The following is a 16,744-nucleotide window of genomic DNA, read 5'->3' as shown; positions in this document are numbered from 1 at the left end:
CGGCGTGGCTTACTCGGCCAGATGGGTCATCCCGGCATCCTCGAGCGCCATGTCGATGAAGGATTGATCGATGTCCTGCTCGCCGAGCCATTCCAGATAGGCCGGCTGGCCCTGCTCGCGGAATGCCGCCAGCTCCTCCTCGGAGGGCCGGATCACCTCCATGCCCTGCTCCTCGAGGTAGGCGATGCGCTCGTCGACCCGGGTCTCGTTGTGCTCGCGGGCCATCTGGTTGGCCTCCGCGACCGCCTCCATGAAGGCCTCGCGCATCGCCTCGTCCCAGCCGTCGATCATCGCACCGTTACCCACCAGGAACTGGTCCGAATACTGGATGTTGGCCAGGGTCAGGTAGTCCTGCACCTCATAGAGACTGCCCATGATGATGTACATCGGCGGGTTCATCTGGCCATCGGCGACGCCGGTCTTGAGAGACATGTAGACCTCGGTCCAGGGGATCGGCGTGCCGGAGGCCCCGAAGGCCTCGTAGAGCGCGACCTGGCTGGGGTCCATGGCGCGAAAGCGCAGCCCCTCGAAGTCGCTGGGCGAGGAGATGGGTTTCTCGTCATTGGTGAAGGCCAGAAAGCCGCCTTCCTCGACCACGGCCAGCAGCTCCACGCCGGTGCGCTCACGCAGGGCATCCTCGACGGCCTGCCAGTACTGGCCTTCGTCGAAGAAGGTGCGTGCCGACTCGAAGTCATCGAAGAGGAAGGGAATGGCGCTGACGAACACTTCCGGAACCAAGGGAGACATGCCGGCAAAGGAGGCGATGTTCAGGCTGGGGCTGTTCATCGTCTGCTCCATGCGCTCCTGTTCCTCCCCCAGCATGCTGTTGGGGTAGAGCTTGAGCTCGATTTCGCCGTTGGTCTTTTCCTCGACCAGCTCCTTGAGGTTGGTGGCGAAGACATGCACGGCATTCTTGTCGGGATCCGGGGCGCCGTTGTAGCTCAGGTCCACGGTCGTGGCGGCCTGCGCCTGGCTGGCCAGCACACCCGCGGCCAGGACGGCGGCGGTGAGGGAGGACACGGCAAACGATCGAGTGGGATTCATGTTTGGACTCCGGGCGTTGTTGTTGGCGGAACTGCCGGCCTCTCGGCCGGTATATGAGCAGACTAGGCGTTGCTCTGTTGACTGATCAAACCCGATAGCGTTGTTTTTTAAACAACCTATGTCGTTCAGCAGGCGCGACGAATCACTTCGCTCAGGTAGGAGAGGGCGCGGGTGTTGAGCATCGGCCGCTGTGCCTCGTGTCGGTCGTGTATGGAATGATGTCATCATAACGCTTCGGCGCCACGCGTGCCCGAAGCCCCTGTTTTGGCTACACTGTTGCCCCCAGCCATAGCCGCAACCCGGGGTCATCCGATGTCACACTACTACCGCCTGGTGGTTTCCTGTCCCGACCGCCTGGGCATCGTCGCCAGGGTCTCCAACTTCATCGCCGGTCACGGCGGCTCGATCACCGAGGCGAGCCAGCACTCCGACCTGGAGGGTGGGCGCTTCTTCATGCGCTACGAGATCCTCGCCGACTCGGTGGGCATGCCGCCGGAGGCGCTGCGCGAGGCCTTTGCGCCGATCGCTGACGAGTTCGAGATGACCTGGGCGCTCACCGATACCCGCCAGCGGCGGCGGGTGGTGCTGATGGTCTCGCGGGAGACCCACTGCCTGGTGGACCTGCTCTATCGCTGGACGGCGGGCGAGCTCGACTGCGACATCGCCGGTGTGATCTCCAACCATGAGGACATGCGCGGCCTGGTGGAGTGGCACGGCATTAGCTACCACCATGTGCCGGTCAAGGCCGACGACAAGCAGGCCGCCTTCGCCGAGGTCCAGCAGCTGGTGGACGAGGCCCACGCCGACTGCGTGGTGCTGGCCCGCTACATGCAGATCATGCCGCCCGAGCTCTGTTCGCGCTTCCAGGGGCGGATGATCAACATCCACCACAGCTTCCTGCCGTCGTTCGCCGGCGCCCGGCCCTACCACCAGGCGCATCAGCGTGGCGTGAAGCTGATCGGCGCCACCTGCCACTACGTCACCGAGGAGCTCGACGCCGGGCCGATCATCGAGCAGGACATCCATCGCGTCAGCCACTGCCACACCCCCAGCGACCTGGTGCGCTTCGGGCGGGACGTGGAGAAGGCGGTGCTGGCGCGCGGCCTGCGCTGGCACCTGGAGGATCGCGTGCTCATCCACGGCAACAAGACCGTGGTCTTTGCGTGAGGTGATGTCGTGACGATTGCTGCTCCGGTTCTCGCGCCCTGGCTGCTGTGGCTCTGTGGCCTGGTCTCGCTGGCGGTGGTCGGCCTGGCGCTGAGCCGCCGGCCGTGGGTCGCGCTGCTCGATGACCACGCCCTCCAGCACCGCTGGCTGGCGGCTACCGTGATGGTGATGCTGTTCTGGCAGCTGCGCGCCCAGGCGGTGGACTGGCTGACCCTGCACCTGATGTTCACCGCCCTGCTGACGCTGGTCTTCAAGGCGCCGCTGGCGCTGCTCTCGATCACCATGATCAATATCGCCATGGTACTGCTGGGGCGTATCGAGTGGCCGCTGCTGGGGGTGAACGTGCTGGTCACCGGGGTGGTGCCGGCGCTGGTGATGGGCATCGTCTGGCGTATCGTCGACCGGCGTCTGCCCGACAACCTGATGGTCTTCCTGTTCGTCTGCGGCTTCTTCGGCTCGGCGCTGGCCACTCTGGCGGCGGGCCTGGCCGCCGTGGGGCTGATGGCGCTGGGTGCCAGTGACGCCGAGGCGCTGCGCCAGGCGCTGGAGTACGCCCGCTTCCTGCCGCTGCTGATGCCCAGTGAGGCCTTCATCACCGGCATGCTGATGAGCATCCTGCTGGTCTATCACCCCGGCTGGGTCGCCACCTTCAACGACCATCGCTACATCGATACCAAGTAGCCGCGAAGGGCGGGGTTACAGGGGAAGTGACAGCTGCTGTCGTGCCTCTTCCGGGACCAGGCGCACGCCGACGCCGAGCAGGCGCACCGGTCGGCGGGCGCGGGCCCAGGCCTGTTCCAGCAGGCGGGTGTAGCTCTCGGCATCGGGGGTGAGGCCGCGGCTCTCCAGGGTGGTGAGGCTGAAGTCGTCGAAGCGGACCTTGACGAAGAGCCCGGCCATCGGCGGGTGGCCGTGGCGCTGCAGCCGGCCCTGCAGCTTGTCGCAGAGCGGGGCGAGGGCGGCGCTGGCGGTCGCAAGGTCGGGGAGGTCGTGGTCGAAGGTGGTCTCCACGCTCACCGACTTGCGCTCGCGTTCAATGCGCACCGGGCGCTCGTCGATCCCGCGGGAGAGCTCATAGAGCCGCCGGCCGAACTTGCCGAAGTCGTCCAGCAGGCGCTCGATGGGTAGCTCGCGGAGATCGGCGCAGGTGGCGATGCCCAGGGCGTCGAGCTTGGCGCCGGTGGCCGGGCCCACCCCGTGGAGCTTCTTGACCGGCAGGTCGCGCACGAAGGCGTCGACCCGTTCCGGCGGGATCACCGTCAAGCCGTCGGGCTTCTCCCAGTCGCTGGCGATCTTGGCCAGGAACTTCGCGGGCGCCGCGCCTACCGAGACGGTGATGCCGGTGCGTCGGAAGCATTCTTCCTTGAGCCAGCGGGCCATCCAGGTGGCGCTGCCGCGAAAGCCCTCCACCTCGGTGACGTCGAGGAAGGCCTCGTCCAGCGACAGCGGCTCCACCAGCGGGGTGAGCTCGTGGAAGACGTCCTGGATCTGGCGCGACACCTCGCGATATTTCTCGAACTGGCCGCGCATCAGGGTGAGGTGGGGGCAGAGGCGCAGCGCCCGGGCGGTGGGCATGGCGGAGTGGATGCCGTAGCGGCGGGCGGGGTAGTTGCAGGTGGCGATCACCCCGCGCTGCTCCCGCGAGCCGCCGATGGCCAGCGGGATGTCGCGCAGGGCGGGGTTGTCGCGCATCTCCACGGCGGCGAAGAAGCAGTCGCAGTCGGCGTGGAGGATCTTGCGCACGCGCTCGGTCATGGGGCGAGGGGCCGCCGGCCTCGCTCAGAGCGCCTGGCCGCTGCCGCCGCGGATCACGCCCACGCCGATGCCCTCGATCTCCAGCGGGTCATGGCGCAGGTCCACCTCGATGGGCGCGAAATCGGGGTTCTCGGCCTCCAGGGTGACCACATGGCCCTGGCGGTGGAAGCGCTTGACGGTGACCTCGTCCTCCAGGCGCGCCACCACGATCTGGCCGTCGCGGATGCGCTCGGTGCGGTGCACCGCCAGCAGGTCGCCCTCGAGGATGCCGGCATCCTTCATGGAGAGGCCGCGCACCCGCAGCAGGTAGTCGGCCCGCGGGGTGAAGTACTCCGGCGGCAGCGGGCAGTAGCGGTCGATGTGCTCGGCGGCGAGGATCGGGCTACCCGCGGCCACCTCGCCGATGATCGGCAGGCCCTGGGCCGGCTCGTCCAGCCCCTCGTCGTTGGCGGCCTCCGGCTCCTGGGCGGGCAGGCGGATGCCCCGCGAGGTGCCGCGGATCACCTTGATCGCGCCCTTGCGCTCCAGGGCGCGCAGGTGCTCCTCGGCGGCATTGGCCGACTTGAACCCCAGCGCCCGGGAGATCTCCGCCCGGGTCGGCGGGTAGCCCAGCTCGTTCATGGTCTTGACGATGAAGTCGTACACGTTCTGCTGCCGGGCCGTGAGGGAGCGACTCATAGGACCTCCAGGGTCGGTAACCAGGGAGTGGCGAGCGTCTCGCCACGCGTCTGATCAAGTATACAGCATGTCTTTCTGTCCAGTAAAAGTGCCAAGCGCCAAGCGCCAAGCGCCAAGCGCCAAGCGCCAAGCGCAAAGGCGGAAGAAGAGGGTCGATAGTTCCTTGTGGGAGCGCAATTTATTGCGCGATAGGCGACTCGACTCTGTTCCCGATCCGTCGCGGAGCATCGGTGGGATTGTCTTGGGCGCCTGGCGGCGCCATCGCGATCTGAAGATCGCTCCCACAGGAATGCCAACGCGATCTACAGTCTGAGCGCCGAATCGTCGCTCCCACAGTAAGCACTCGTCTCTCGGTGCTCGACCCCGTTTCAAACACCCAGCTCCCTGCGGCATTGAGCCGCGCCCATGGCTGTCATACACTTTGATGACATTCAAACATCTGTTTCCAATGACGTGGAGCCGTCGCCCATGGCCCAGCAGCCCGACACCGTCACGCGCATCCTCGATACCGCCGAGGTGCTGTTCGCCGAACGTGGCTTCGCCGAGACCTCGCTGCGCAACATCACCAGCAAGGCCAAGGTCAACCTGGCGGCGGTCAACTACCACTTCGGCTCCAAGAAGTCGCTGATCCAGGCGGTGTTCGCGCGCTACCTCGACCCCTTCACCGTGCGCTTCCACGCGGCCCTCGACGAGCTCGAGGCGCGCCACGCGGGCGGCGTCATCCCGCTGGAGGAGCTGCTGGAGACCATGGCGCGCAGCGTGCTCGAGGTGCCGGCGGAGCGCCACAGCCTCAAGGTGTTCATGCGCCTGCTGGGGCTCGCCTACAGCCAGGCCCAGGGCCACCTGCGCCGCTATATCCAGGAGGAGTACGGCAGCGTCTTCACCCGCTTTACGGAATTGGTGCGCCAGGCCACCCCGGAGCTACCCGATGCCGAGCGCTTCTGGCGGCTGCACTTCATGCTGGGCACGGTGATCTTCACCCTCTCCGGCCTCGATGCCCTGCGCGACATCGCCGAGAAGGACTACGGCGAGCACGTCAGCGTGCGCGACCTGGTGCGGCGCCTTCGCCCGGTGGTGGTGGCGGCCATGAACGCGCCGCTGCCCGAGCCCACCCCGGCCCAGCGCGAGGCGGGCTGATGCGCACCCCGCTGCTTACCGAACTGCCGCCGGAGGAAGGGCGGTGGCTTGAGATCGATACTAGCGCCCAGCGGCTGAGCGTCTGGCGGGGGCGCGAGGTCGAGTGGTCTTGCGCGGTCTCCACGGCCGCCAACGGCACCGGGGAGGAGGAGGGCAGCGGCGCCACGCCGCTGGGCTGGCATCATGTGCGTGCCGCCATCGGCGCGGGCAATCCGCCCGGCACCGTCTACCGCGGCCGCCGGCCCACCGGCGAGGTCTACAGCGCGGCGCTGGCCGCCGAGCACCCGGGGCGCGACTGGATCCTTTCCCGCATCCTCTGGCTCAGCGGCCTGGAGCCCGGCCGCAACCGCGGCGGAAGCGTCGATTCCCAGCGGCGCTACATCTACCTGCACGGCACCCCGCCCAGCGAGCCCATGGGTGTTGCCCGCTCCCATGGCTGCATTCGGCTGCGCGATAGTGAGCTGCTGGCACTGTTCGAGATCACCGTGCCGGGTACGCCGGTCTGGCTGCATGATTAAGCAGCCAAGCAAGCCAAGCAGCCAAGCAGCCAAGCAGCCAAGCAGCCAAGCAGCCAAGCCGCCAAGCCGCCAAGCCGCCAAGCAAGCCAGGCGGCCAGGCGGCTTGACACCATGACGGGCGGAGCCATCATCCCGCTCGGCGCTCGGCGCTCGGCGCTCGGCGCTCGGCGCTCGGCGCTCGGCGCTAGATGACACTCCCCAGCTCGAAGATCGGCAGGTACATGGAGACCACCAGGCCGCCGACCAGCACGCCCAGCACCACGATGATGAAGGGCTCGAGCAGCGAGGTGAGGGTATCCACCTTGTTGTCGACCTCTTCCTCGTAGTAGTCCGCCACCCGGTTGAGCATGGCGTCGAGCGAACCGGCCTCCTCGCCGATGCCCACCATCTGCACCGCCAGCGCCGGGAACTGCTCGGTCATGCGCATGGCGAAGTTCAATTGCTGGCCGCTGGACACGTCCTCGCGGATCTGGGCGATGGCGCGCTCGTAGACCATGTTGCCTGCGGCCCCCTGGGCGGTCTCCAGCGCCTCCACCAGCGGCACCCCGGCGCCGAAGGTGGTCGCCAGGGTGCGCGAATAGCGCGCCACCGAGGACTTGTCGAGGATATCGCCGATCACCGGGATGCGCAGCGAGAAGGCATGCATGCGGTAGCGGAAGGCCTCGGAGCGCTTCATGGCGGTGCGCAGGAAGAACACGAAGGCCACCAGGCCTAGTACCCCCCACCACCAGTACTGCTGGGCGAACTCCGAAAGCGCGATGGTGATGCGGGTCGGCGCGGGCAACTCGGCGCCGAAGCCGTGGAAGAGGCTCTCGAACTGCGGCACCACCTTGATCAGCAGCAGGGCCGTCACGGCCATGCCCACCGAGATCACCGCCGCCGGGTACCACAGGGCCTTCTTCACGCGGCTTTTGAGCGACTCCATCTTCTCCTTGTAGGCCGCCACGCGCTCGAGCATGCGATCCAGCGAGCCGGACTGCTCCCCGGCCTCCACCATGTTGGCGAACAGCCGGTCGAAGTGCTGGGGGTGGCGCCTGAGCGCCTCGGAGAAGCTCGCCCCGGCCGCCACGTCATTCATCAGCTCCTGCACCAGCGCGCTCATCGCCGGCTTCTTGAGGCTCTCCGCCACCACCTGGAAGGCCTGCAGAACCGGCACCCCGGCGCGAATCATGGTCGCCATCTGGCGGGCGAAGAGCATGATGTCGCGCGGCTTGATCGTGCCCATGCCACTGCCGAACCCGCTCTTGCGGCGGATCTGCTTGACCACGATGTTCTGCCCGGCGAGCACCTTCTCCACCTCTGCTCGCTTCGTGGCGATGATCTCCCCGGCGACCTTGCGCCCGTTGGGCCCCATGCCCGTCCAGCGCCAGCGGTAGAGCTTCAGCTTCTGGTGCTTGCGCTGCGACTTGCTCAGGGGTTGCGTTGCCATGTTCATAGGTTCCCGTCCCTGCGTTATGGTTGAGCAGCCAAGCTGCCAAGCGCCAAGCTGCCAAGATACCCTGGCTGCTCAAGAGCCCCGCCAGCCGCTAGGCAATGGTCGTGGGGTCTGACCCCAGGCATGACCCCAAAGGCACCCGTGGCGTCTTCGGGCTCGCTTATGGGGTCAGACCCCTCACACGCAACGGCCCTGTAGCCGGCGTTACGTCGTCTGCCACAGCCACGGTGGGGTCTGACCCCATAAGCTCTTGGCCGCTTGGCGCTAGTCCTTCGTTATCCGGTTGACCTCGGCCAGGCTGGTCAGCCCCTGCATCACCTTCAAAAGCCCGCTTCTGCGCAGGTCCGGGTGGCCCTCCTGGCGGGCCTGGGTATCGAAGTCTCGCGAGTTGCCGTTGGTCATGATCAGGTGGCTCATGTCATCGCTGATCGGCACTACCTCGTAGATGCCCACCCGGCCCTTGAAGCCCTGGGTGCAGTGCTTGCAGCCCACCGGCTCATAGATCGTGGCGCCGGCCACTTCGTCTTCGGTGAAGCCCTGCTGCAGCAGCACCTCGCGGGGGATGTCCGCCGGCTGCTTGCAGCGCTTGCACAGCCGCCGCGCCAGGCGCTGGGCGATGATCAGGCTCACGGAGCTGGCGATATTGAAGGGCGCCACCCCCATGTTGGCCAGGCGCGTGAGGGTCTCCGCCGCCGAGTTGGTGTGCACGGTGGAGAGCACCAGGTGGCCGGTCTGGGAGGCCTTGACGGCGATCTCGGCGGTCTCCAGGTCGCGGATCTCGCCGACCATCACCACGTCCGGGTCCTGGCGCAGGAAGGCGCGCAGGGCGCTGGCGAAGTCCAGGCCGATCTTGGGCAGCACGTTCACCTGGTTGACCCCCGGCACCTTGATCTCTACCGGGTCCTCGGCGGTGCAGATGTTGCGTTCCACCTGGTTGAGGATATTGATGCCGGTATAGAGGGTCACCGTCTTGCCGCTGCCGGTGGGCCCGGTGACCAGTATCATGCCCTGGGGGTCGTCGAGCACGCTCTCGTACATCTCGCGCTGCTCGGGGGTGAAGCCCAGCTGCTCGATGCCCATCTGGGCCGAGCTGGGGTCGAGGATACGCAGCACCACCTTCTCGCCGTACACCGTGGGCAGTGAGTTGACGCGAAAGTCGATGGAGCGGGTGGTGGAGAGCTTGAGCTTGATGGCGCCATCCTGGGGCAGGCGGCGCTCCGAGATATCCAGCCGCGACATCACCTTGAGGCGCGCCGAGATACGCGTGCGCATGGCGAAGGGCGGGTGGGCCACGTCGTGGAGGATGCCGTCGATGCGAAAGCGCACCCGGTAGCTGGTCTCATACGGCTCGAAGTGGATGTCCGAGGCGCCGCGGTTAATGGCGTCGAGCAGGATCTTGTTGACGAACTTGACGATGGGCGCGTCGTCGCCGGCCGCGGCTACCGCGGCCTGCTCGTCGGAGGCGTCCACCACGCCCTCGTCATAGGCCAGCTCGCCCACGGCGTCGTCGACGTCGCCCAGCTCGTCGAGCATGCGGCGTTCGCTGCTGCCCAGGTAGCTCTCGAGCACCGGGCCGAGCTGGTCCACCGGGGAGAGCACCCCCTCCGGCGTGAGGCCGGTGGCGAACTGCAGCTCGTCGAGCAAGGCCAGCGTGGAGGGGTAGGGCACCGCCACGGTGAGCCGATGGCCGTGGCGCACCAGCGGCAGCACGCCCAGCCGGCGCAGGATCTTCTCCGGGTAGTCCGCCGCGGGGGGCAGGCTCTCCAGGCGGATGGCGTCCAGGTCGATGATCGGCAGGCCATACTCCCAGGCGGCGGTCAGCGTGGCCTTGCGCGCCGGCACCATGCCCGCCTCGATCAGGTGCTCGAGCAGCGACATCTCCGCCTCGCGCGCCTCGCTTTCGGCGCGCACTGCCGCCGCCTCGCCGAGCAGGCCGTCGGCGACCAGGCGCCGGGCCAGCCCGCGCAGCCCGCTGCGCTGGGTGGCGCCGTGCAGCGGTGAAGGCGCCGGCGCCGGCGTGGCCGGGGGCATCTCGGGTGAGGGGGGGCGGTAGTCGTTCATGGCGCCTCGCAGGTGCAGCAAGCTTCGTCGGTTGTGGTGATTCTAGCCCCTGGTGCCACCCCCCGCCCAGCATGGAACCACGCCATTTCAACCTTTTGCTCGTACCTTGGCTCATTCATCAGCATGAGGCTCATGCTACCCTTGCGCCTGTCGGCTACAATACTGCTTGCAGGGTTGCAAAGCGTAATTTAATGTAAGCGTAGGGTCGGCGGCCAAGGTGCTAGACCTACAGGGATGAGACGCGCGACAGGCAGGTTGTAGCGAAGTGATGGCAGGGCGCGTGAGGCTCTTTTGGAACCCTCGGCGGCCCGACCATCAATCCACACCCGCACGGGGCAGCAGAAGAAGGCAATGCCAGACGCGCCACGGCGGAACGAACGAGTAAGGGACAGGACGATGAACGAATTGAAGAACCGGAAGACCCAACTGAACAAAGCACAGGGCGGTTTTACCCTGATCGAGCTGCTGATCGTGGTGGCGATTATCGGGATCCTGGCGGCGATTGCAATTCCGCAGTATTCCAACTATCAGGATAATGCTGCTGAGGCTGCTTGTGAGCAGGAGATTGCGGCGGCTAGGACGGCTATTATAGCCAACTCTGATCCTTCCAGCGCAGCAACTGCCTATACCACTTCTGCTTGTGACCAAGGATTGGTATTCAATGCTGCTACTTCAAGTGCTAATGCAACCATTGTAGGGACATATACTTTACCGAGTGATAGCAGTACTACATCGACAGTTACATACACCTTTGGTGATGACGTAGATATTAGTAATTTGTGATTGTTTTCTTAGGCTAGAGGCTAATCGGGGACAGACCCCCATTACCCACCTAGCCTGAACCAACCAGCGGCCGGCAGAGATGCCGGCCGCTGGCGTTTTTGTTTCCTCTTCTTACTTTCTTTTATTCGATATCTTCCGGCGGTCGCCTGGGCGTGCGCCCCGGCGTGCCGCGCACGCTGCGTCGGCCCAGCAACTCGGCCACCTGCTGCTGGAAACGTGGCGTGCCCAGCACCAGCCCGCCGTGGTGGCCTGGAGGATCTCGTCGACCAGCCCTTCCGCCAAATGCTGGCGAAACGGCTCGCGGTTGGCCGCATGGCGCGCCGCGCCTGACGTGCCGGGCGCTTGATCACAAGGTGTCACAGCTTTTCATGGCTTTTCACAACCTCCATGTTGCACTGCACAAAAATGGCTGCTATCGTGCAGGGCATCAGGACGGGGATCGCCCGTTCCATGGCACCAGAACCCAGGAGGTTCCCATCATGACCAACGCATTCGCATTCGACACCAAGCAGTTCGACACCGCTCAGCTCGAGACCTTCTTCGCCCCGGCCCGCGCCTTCGCCGCGCTCTCGGTCGATTACACCGAGAAGCTGGTCAACGCCCAGCTCGAGGCCACCAAGGCCTACAGCGACGTGAGCCTGGCGCAGCTGCGCAGCCTGGTCGAGGTCAAGGACGCCGAAGGCCTCAAGGGCTACCTGGAAGGCCAGCAGAAGGTCGCCAAGGAGCTGACCGAGCGGGCCAAGGGCGATGCCGAGAAGGTCGTGGCCCTGCAGCAGGAGTTCGTCCAGGAGAGCCAGAAGCTGACCGAGAGCAGCGTCAAGCAAGCCCAGGAAAGCGCCAAGGAAGCCACCGAGACCGCCAGCAAGGCCGTCAAGGAAGCCGCGCCCAAGGCCTCCAAGCAAGCCTGATTTGGTGTTAGACCCGGCCCACGGGCCGGGGTGAGGCAAGACCCCAGCAGGCCGCCGATCATCGATCGGCGGCCTGCTGTCGGCTGCATATTCCTGGCGGAAGCCCGAGAGCTCGGCGTAGCCCTTGGGGTCTGACCCCCAGGTTGTTGATTGCTCAGTAATATCAGAGTGTTGGCGCAACACGCTGCAGCGGGGTCAGACCCCAAGGGCGCGGCACCGTGCCCGCATGAGGCACCAACACCTTCGAACATGTCGATGTCGTGACATCATTCGTGGGGAGACCCCAGATATACCCCATTTCCCTGCCCATTTCCTGAACTACCTGCGGCCGGCAGCGATGCCGGCCGCTGGTGGTTTAGGCTCAGCTGCGATACATTGATCGCATGTATCACAAGAGACGAGCAACATGCCTATCAGTCTCCGCCTGGATCCGGATATCGAAGAACGCCTGGCCCATCTGTCCCGAGCGACGGGGCGCTCCAAGACGTTTTACCTGCGCAAGCTGATCGAGGAGCACCTCGACGAGCTGGAGGACGCCTATCTGGCAGAGCATGCGCTTGAGCAGCTTCGCCAGGGCCGGGATCGTGTCATGACCGCCGAGGAGTTCTGGCGTGACCTGGAAGGTTGAATATCTGGCCTCGGCGGCAAAGAGTTTCAAGAAGATCGACCCCCAGCAACGCCGGCGCATTCGTGCCTATCTGGAAGAGCGGGTGGTGTCGCTGGATCATCCGCGCCAACTGGGCAACCCCCTGAGAGGTGAGTTGACGGAGTTCTGGCGCTATCGCGTGGGAGATTACCGTGTCATCTGCCAGGTTCAGGATGACCGGCTGGTGATACTGGTGGTCCGGGCGGCCCATCGTAAGGATGTCTATGAGGGCTAGTCGGAAGACCCCATTTCCCTTCTGGCCTGAACCACCCAGCGGCTGGCAGAGATGCCGGCCCAGCAGCTCGGCGACCTGCTGCTGGAAGCGCGGCGTGCCCAGCACCAGCCTCTGTGGGTGACCTGGCGGATCTCGTCGACGAGCACTCCGCCAGGTGCTGGCGAAACAGCGCGCGGTTGGCCGCATGGCGCGCCTCGCAAGACGTGCCGGGCGCTTGATCACAAGGTGTCACAGCTTTTCATAGCTTTTCATAGCATCCATGTTGCACTGCACAAAAATGGCTGCTATCGTGCACAGCATCAGAACGGGGATCTCCCGTTCCACGGCAAGTAGAACCCTGGAGGTTCCCATCATGACCAACGTATTTTCCTTCGACACCAAGCAGTTCGACACCGCTCAGCTCGAGACCTTCTTCGCCCCGGCTCGCGCCTTCGCCGCGCTCTCGGTCGATGTCACCGAGAAGCTGATCAACGCCCAGCTCGAGGCCACCAAGGCCTATAGCGACGTGAGCCTGGCGCAGCTGCGCAGCCTGATCGAGGTCAAGGACGCCGAAGGCCTCAAGAGCTATATGGAAGGCCAGCAAAAGGTCGCTCAGGAGCTGACCGAGCGCCTGAAGGGCGATGCCGAGAAGGCCGTGGCCCTGCAGCAGGAGTTCGTTCAGGAGAGCCAGAAGCTGACCGAGAGCAGCGTTAAGCAGGCCCAGGAAAGCGCCAAGGAAGCCACCGAGACCGCCAGCAAGGCCGTCAAGGAAGCCGCACCCAAGGCCAAGTAAGCCTGAATTGGTGTTAGACCCGGCCCACGGGCCGGGTTGACGCAAGACTCCAGCAGGCCGCCGATCATCGATCGGCGGTCTGCTGTCGTGTGGGTGCTCCCGGCCTGCCTGTGGGGCGCTTGCCGTCGGATGGGCCAAGGGGCGACGTTACCCCTAGGGGCCATCACGCCTCGGTGATTACGCTGGCTGCACTATACTGGCGTTGGCCGGCCCGGGCTGCATGGGTATGGTCTGGGCGGGTATCGACGCAAGGGGCGTCGGGCATCGAGGAGGGGCGAGCATGCTCAAGGAGTTCAAGGAATTTGCCGTGCGCGGCAACGTGGTGGACATGGCGGTGGGGATCATCATCGGTGGGGCCTTCGGCACCATCGTCCAGAGCCTGGTCAACGATGTGCTGATGCCGCCCATCGGGCTGCTGCTCGGCGGCGTCGACTTCTCCGATCTGTTCCTGGTGCTCAAGGGCGAGGGCCCCTTCGCCACCGTGGCCGACGCCAGCGCGGCCGGCGCCGTGACCATCAACTACGGCCTCTTCGCCAACAACGTGATCAGCTTCGTGATCGTGGCCTTCGCGGTCTTCCTGCTGGTCAAGGGCATCAACCGCCTGCGCCGCCAGCAGGCCGCGGCGCCCACGGAACCCGCCGCGCCGCCGGAGGACATCCTGCTGCTGCGCGAGATCCGCGATGAACTGCGCAAGGAGTAGCTACCGTAGGCCCGCTGGTGGCTTGCCGCGGCTGGCAGGCGGGCGTTATTAGGGTGATCAGACGATCTCTTCTTCCTGGGGTACCCTTGCCTTGCTGACGGGCTCGGCCCGGTTGGCCGCCTGGCGGGCGCGGTTGCGGGCGATGGCATCGCGGATATCCGTCTCTGGATCCTCCAAGGCATTCACGGCACGAAAGGTCGCTGGGCCGCTGAGCCATTCCGAGCTATCAGCCCGCGCGCGCACATGGGTGAGATCCTCGGTGCTCTGCCAGGCCGGCAGGCTGCCGGGTGACCTGGGCTCGGCGACCAGCCGGCCTTCCCAGGCCCAGCAGCGCTGCGGCACGCGGGAGACCGACCAGCTGCGCCCCTGCCAGTGGGCGCGGTAGTGGTCATCCAGCGTGAGTTCGGGCCAAGGCACGAGCGCCTCGAATAGCGCGCTGTTGAGCACGATGCCGGTATCGCCGATCTGCACGCCGCCCCGGTACTCCCCCCGGGCGAGCTGGCGTTCGGCCTCCTTGCGCTTGAGCTGCGTGATCAGCCGTCCGCTTTCGCATAGATGCAGCAAGTCCTCGTCGACCTGCTTGATCACCCAGCAGCGGATGGGTTCACGGTGCAACCAGCGCTTGATCATGGTGTGCCCTCGATATGCCAATGAAACTCCCTGTTCAATGATGCCCTGTCACATGCCATGACCCCGGATGGAGCGCCTTTACCCTCTGTGCGCTTCGCTGGCATGAAGGGGCGCGACACAGCGCCGATGGCGCTGCAGGCAGGTGTCATGAGGGGCGAGGTAGAGAGGCTTTGTGTAAACAAAACGTTACTATATTTGAAACTTCGTAATTAGCCAAGGGCGTAATCGCTGTCGCACCGGGAGGGAGGCGCAAGCGAGAGGGCCGTATGGCCGCCGCGCGGGTTGCAGTATCCGTGGGGCATGTCCCGCCGAGAGATGAGCAAAGGGTGTCGCACCTCAGACTCCCCAGCGCACCCGGAACGATAGTCCCACCACCACGAACAGCACCGAGAGCAGGGTGACGGCGAGGATATGCCAGCCCATCAGCGGCAGGGTGGCCGGCGAGAGGCGCGGGATGACCCGCAAGCGGGCGTGGGCCGCCACCAGGGCGGTGAGGCCGAGCAGCACGAGCTTGGCCTGGATCAGCTGCGCCACCGGGCCGCCCTCGGCCGAGAACCACAGCGCCAGGGAGGGCATCTTCTGCCACGCCAGCCACAGCCCGGTGACGATCTGCACCACCAGCGCCGGCATGCCGATGCGCTCGTAGCCCTGCTCGAACCAGGTCAGCGCCGCCACGTCCTTGCCCTTCAGCACCCGCGGCAGAATGGTCACCGCCAATACCAGGTGCCCGCCGGTCCAGACGGTGGCGCCCAGCAGGTGCAGCAACAGCAGGATGGCGGTCACGGCGGCTCCGAACTCCCCTTTGGGGTCAGACCCCAAAGTCTACTGAGGGGTCTGACCTCAAGAATGCGTTAGATATAGAAGCGCGGCAGGCGGTGGGTGCGAGTCGCCTGGGGGCTCTTCTTCGGCAGCTGGGCCTCAGGGCGGCTCCAGATGGTCAGGAAGCGCTCGGTGCTGCGGCGACGACGCGCCGAGCGCAGCGGACGCGAGGGAAGGGTCTGATCCCAGATGGTGGCGAATGCGATGCCGGTCATGTTGGTGCTCCGAGGCCATGATGGCCTGCTAATATATGTGGAAGTGGTTTCCATTATACCCGAGATCAAACGTTTGTCTACGACTTAGGTCGTAGGCAGTCGCAATGGAGGGAGTTCATGAAGTTGGCCCAGAACAGCATCGATCGGCTCATCGCCGGAGTAGAGGCCGCCGGGCGTGATTTTATCGCCGGCAACGACGAGTTCACCTTCAACCTGGCGCTGGTCGAAGACGGTGTACCTGTGCTCTGCCTCGTGCATGCCCCGGCGCTGGCGGCTGGCTACGGTAACCGCTGACGGATCTGGCCGCATAAGGGGTCATGCTAGACTTATCAGCATTGAAAGTTGATTGACGGAAACGGCAATGCGCCTGAGTGAGCAAGAGCAACGGCAGATCGTGACGATCCTGAAGCGGCATTTCGGGGCCTCGACGCGCATCCTGCTGTTTGGTTCGCGGGTAGACGATAGGGCCCGCGGCGGGGATATCGACCTGTATATCGAGCCGGAGCTGCAGGATTCCGACGCGATCGTGGAGGCCAAGCTGGAGGCTATGGTGGAACTGCACCAACGCCTGGGTGAGCAGAAGATCGATCTGGTGATCTGCCGACAGGCGAGCCCGGATTTGCCGGTGCATCGCGTGGCGAGGGAAACGGGAGTGGTTTTGTGAATCATGAGGCATTCGAGGGAAGCCTCGACATCTGCGAGCGCCATGCTGAACGGCTGCGCTGGGCGATGGGAACACTGAACCACCGTTTTCCGGTCGCGCCAGAAGCGCTAGCCGAATTCACGCCCATGGATCTCGCGGTGGTGGATCAATTCGTGATCCGGTTTTCCAAGCTTCAGGATGCAATGGGAGCCCGGCTCCTGCCCGGCGTGCTTGAGCTGACCCAGGAGCCGGGCGAATTCCCGACCTTTATCGACAAGCTCAACCGCCTGGAGAAGATTGGCGCCATTCGCTCGGCCGCCCAGTGGTTGCGCTTTCGAGAGATGCGGAATCAGTTTTCCCACGACTATCCCGATGATCCCGAGATCCAGGCAAGCCTGCTCAACAAGGCATTCACGCTGGGCGAAGAGCTGCTGGCCACGCTGGAGTACGTCAAGGCGTTCAGCAGCCGCTATTGCATGCCGCCTCAGGCCTGAGGCCTATGACATATCGGATCAGAACTTAGATGAACTGTCAGGTGGTCCAAAGGATGGGGACCACTTCAGGCAGCTGCCATCGCCCGCAGGCAGCGCGTTTCGCG

General features: G+C 65.2%; 20 protein-coding genes and 1 pseudogene. 13 read left to right on the top strand and 8 right to left on the bottom strand.

Annotated elements, in window-relative coordinates:
- Positions 1–9: 9 nt before the first annotated feature.
- Positions 10–1,044 (bottom strand): TRAP transporter substrate-binding protein, encoded by a 1,035-nt coding sequence (locus tag M8009_RS03025; RefSeq protein WP_250059282.1) that lies wholly within the window; start codon positions 1,042–1,044, stop codon positions 10–12.
- A 312-nt stretch (positions 1,045–1,356) separates the two neighbouring features.
- On the opposite strand from M8009_RS03025, the gene purU reads away from it, so the two are divergent.
- Both purU and M8009_RS03015 read left to right on the top strand, forming a co-directional pair.
- On the top strand, positions 1,357–2,211 hold the full coding sequence (gene purU / locus M8009_RS03020; protein ID WP_250059281.1) for a formyltetrahydrofolate deformylase: 855 nt from the start codon (positions 1,357–1,359) through the stop codon (positions 2,209–2,211).
- 9 nt (positions 2,212–2,220) lie between these two features.
- Complete coding sequence (locus M8009_RS03015; protein ID WP_250059280.1) at positions 2,221–2,892, top strand: energy-coupling factor ABC transporter permease; 672 nt, start codon at positions 2,221–2,223, stop codon at positions 2,890–2,892.
- Positions 2,893–2,907: 15 nt separating this feature from the next.
- Here M8009_RS03015 and dinB read toward each other — a convergent pair whose 3' ends face one another.
- Both dinB and lexA read right to left on the bottom strand, forming a co-directional pair.
- A complete protein-coding gene (dinB, locus tag M8009_RS03010; protein WP_250059477.1) occupies positions 2,908–3,954 on the bottom strand; it encodes a DNA polymerase IV in 1,047 nt (348 codons plus the stop codon).
- A 36-nt stretch (positions 3,955–3,990) separates the two neighbouring features.
- Positions 3,991–4,644, bottom strand: coding sequence for a transcriptional repressor LexA (gene lexA, locus M8009_RS03005; RefSeq protein WP_133633777.1), 654 nt, complete (start codon positions 4,642–4,644; stop codon positions 3,991–3,993).
- 468 nt (positions 4,645–5,112) lie between these two features.
- Between lexA and M8009_RS03000 the strand changes: the two genes are divergently transcribed.
- Positions 5,113–5,781, top strand: coding sequence for a TetR/AcrR family transcriptional regulator (locus M8009_RS03000; protein WP_250059279.1), 669 nt, complete (start codon positions 5,113–5,115; stop codon positions 5,779–5,781).
- A complete protein-coding gene (locus M8009_RS02995) occupies positions 5,781–6,299 on the top strand; it encodes a L,D-transpeptidase (RefSeq protein ID WP_250059278.1) in 519 nt (172 codons plus the stop codon). The genes M8009_RS03000 and M8009_RS02995 overlap by 1 nt, the downstream gene beginning before the upstream one ends.
- Before the next feature lie 184 nt (positions 6,300–6,483).
- Here the strand turns inward: M8009_RS02995 and M8009_RS02990 are convergent, their stop codons facing one another.
- Positions 6,484–7,728 carry a type II secretion system F family protein gene (locus M8009_RS02990; RefSeq protein ID WP_250059277.1) on the bottom strand — a complete coding sequence of 415 codons (1,245 nt, stop codon included), beginning with the start codon at positions 7,726–7,728 and terminating at the stop codon, positions 6,484–6,486.
- A gap of 270 nt (positions 7,729–7,998) precedes the next feature.
- Entirely contained in the window at positions 7,999–9,795 is a 1,797-nt protein-coding gene (gene pilB, locus M8009_RS02985) for a type IV-A pilus assembly ATPase PilB (RefSeq protein ID WP_430886880.1), read from the bottom strand.
- 396 nt (positions 9,796–10,191) lie between these two features.
- Here pilB and M8009_RS02980 point away from each other — a divergent pair.
- The 6 genes and pseudogenes from M8009_RS02980 to mscL all read left to right on the top strand — a co-directional run.
- A pseudogene (locus M8009_RS02980) lies at positions 10,192–10,324 on the top strand (prepilin-type N-terminal cleavage/methylation domain-containing protein); the annotation flags it as partial.
- Between the two features lie 733 nt (positions 10,325–11,057).
- Complete coding sequence (locus tag M8009_RS02975; protein WP_250059276.1) at positions 11,058–11,486, top strand: phasin family protein; 429 nt, start codon at positions 11,058–11,060, stop codon at positions 11,484–11,486.
- A 406-nt stretch (positions 11,487–11,892) separates the two neighbouring features.
- Complete coding sequence (gene relB / locus M8009_RS02970; protein WP_250059275.1) at positions 11,893–12,114, top strand: type II toxin-antitoxin system RelB family antitoxin; 222 nt, start codon at positions 11,893–11,895, stop codon at positions 12,112–12,114.
- A complete protein-coding gene (locus M8009_RS02965) occupies positions 12,098–12,367 on the top strand; it encodes a type II toxin-antitoxin system RelE family toxin (RefSeq protein WP_250059274.1) in 270 nt (89 codons plus the stop codon). Before relB ends, M8009_RS02965 begins: the two co-directional genes overlap by 17 nt.
- Positions 12,368–12,719: 352 nt before the next feature.
- On the top strand, positions 12,720–13,139 hold the full coding sequence (locus M8009_RS02960; RefSeq protein ID WP_250059273.1) for a phasin family protein: 420 nt from the start codon (positions 12,720–12,722) through the stop codon (positions 13,137–13,139).
- A 280-nt stretch (positions 13,140–13,419) separates the two neighbouring features.
- Positions 13,420–13,839, top strand: coding sequence for a large conductance mechanosensitive channel protein MscL (gene mscL / locus M8009_RS02955; protein WP_250059272.1), 420 nt, complete (start codon positions 13,420–13,422; stop codon positions 13,837–13,839).
- Between the two features lie 57 nt (positions 13,840–13,896).
- Here the strand turns inward: mscL and M8009_RS02950 are convergent, their stop codons facing one another.
- From M8009_RS02950 to M8009_RS02940, 3 genes are all read right to left on the bottom strand, one after another.
- On the bottom strand, positions 13,897–14,469 hold the full coding sequence (locus M8009_RS02950) for a hypothetical protein (protein ID WP_250059271.1): 573 nt from the start codon (positions 14,467–14,469) through the stop codon (positions 13,897–13,899).
- Between the two features lie 336 nt (positions 14,470–14,805).
- Entirely contained in the window at positions 14,806–15,252 is a 447-nt protein-coding gene (locus M8009_RS02945; protein ID WP_250059270.1) for a CopD family protein, read from the bottom strand.
- Positions 15,253–15,320: 68 nt separating this feature from the next.
- Entirely contained in the window at positions 15,321–15,503 is a 183-nt protein-coding gene (locus tag M8009_RS02940; RefSeq protein ID WP_250059269.1) for a hypothetical protein, read from the bottom strand.
- Between the two features lie 117 nt (positions 15,504–15,620).
- Here M8009_RS02940 and M8009_RS02935 point away from each other — a divergent pair, with 117 nt between their 5' ends.
- The 3 genes from M8009_RS02935 to M8009_RS02925 all read left to right on the top strand — a co-directional run bounded on the left by M8009_RS02935 (position 15,621) and on the right by M8009_RS02925 (position 16,640).
- Positions 15,621–15,797 carry a hypothetical protein gene (locus M8009_RS02935; protein ID WP_250059268.1) on the top strand — a complete coding sequence of 59 codons (177 nt, stop codon included), beginning with the start codon at positions 15,621–15,623 and terminating at the stop codon, positions 15,795–15,797.
- 67 nt (positions 15,798–15,864) lie between these two features.
- Entirely contained in the window at positions 15,865–16,167 is a 303-nt protein-coding gene (locus tag M8009_RS02930) for a nucleotidyltransferase family protein (RefSeq protein ID WP_250059267.1), read from the top strand.
- A complete protein-coding gene (locus M8009_RS02925) occupies positions 16,164–16,640 on the top strand; it encodes a hypothetical protein (RefSeq protein WP_250059266.1) in 477 nt (158 codons plus the stop codon). The genes M8009_RS02930 and M8009_RS02925 overlap by 4 nt, the downstream gene beginning before the upstream one ends.
- The last annotated feature ends 104 nt before the right edge of the window (positions 16,641–16,744 follow it).

The organism is Halomonas gemina, from assembly GCF_023554995.1.
In the GTDB taxonomy this organism is placed as follows: domain Bacteria; phylum Pseudomonadota; class Gammaproteobacteria; order Pseudomonadales; family Halomonadaceae; genus Halomonas; species Halomonas gemina.
The sequence above is the reverse complement of the archived record's forward strand: the minus strand, read 5'-3'. Positions and strand labels throughout refer to the sequence as shown.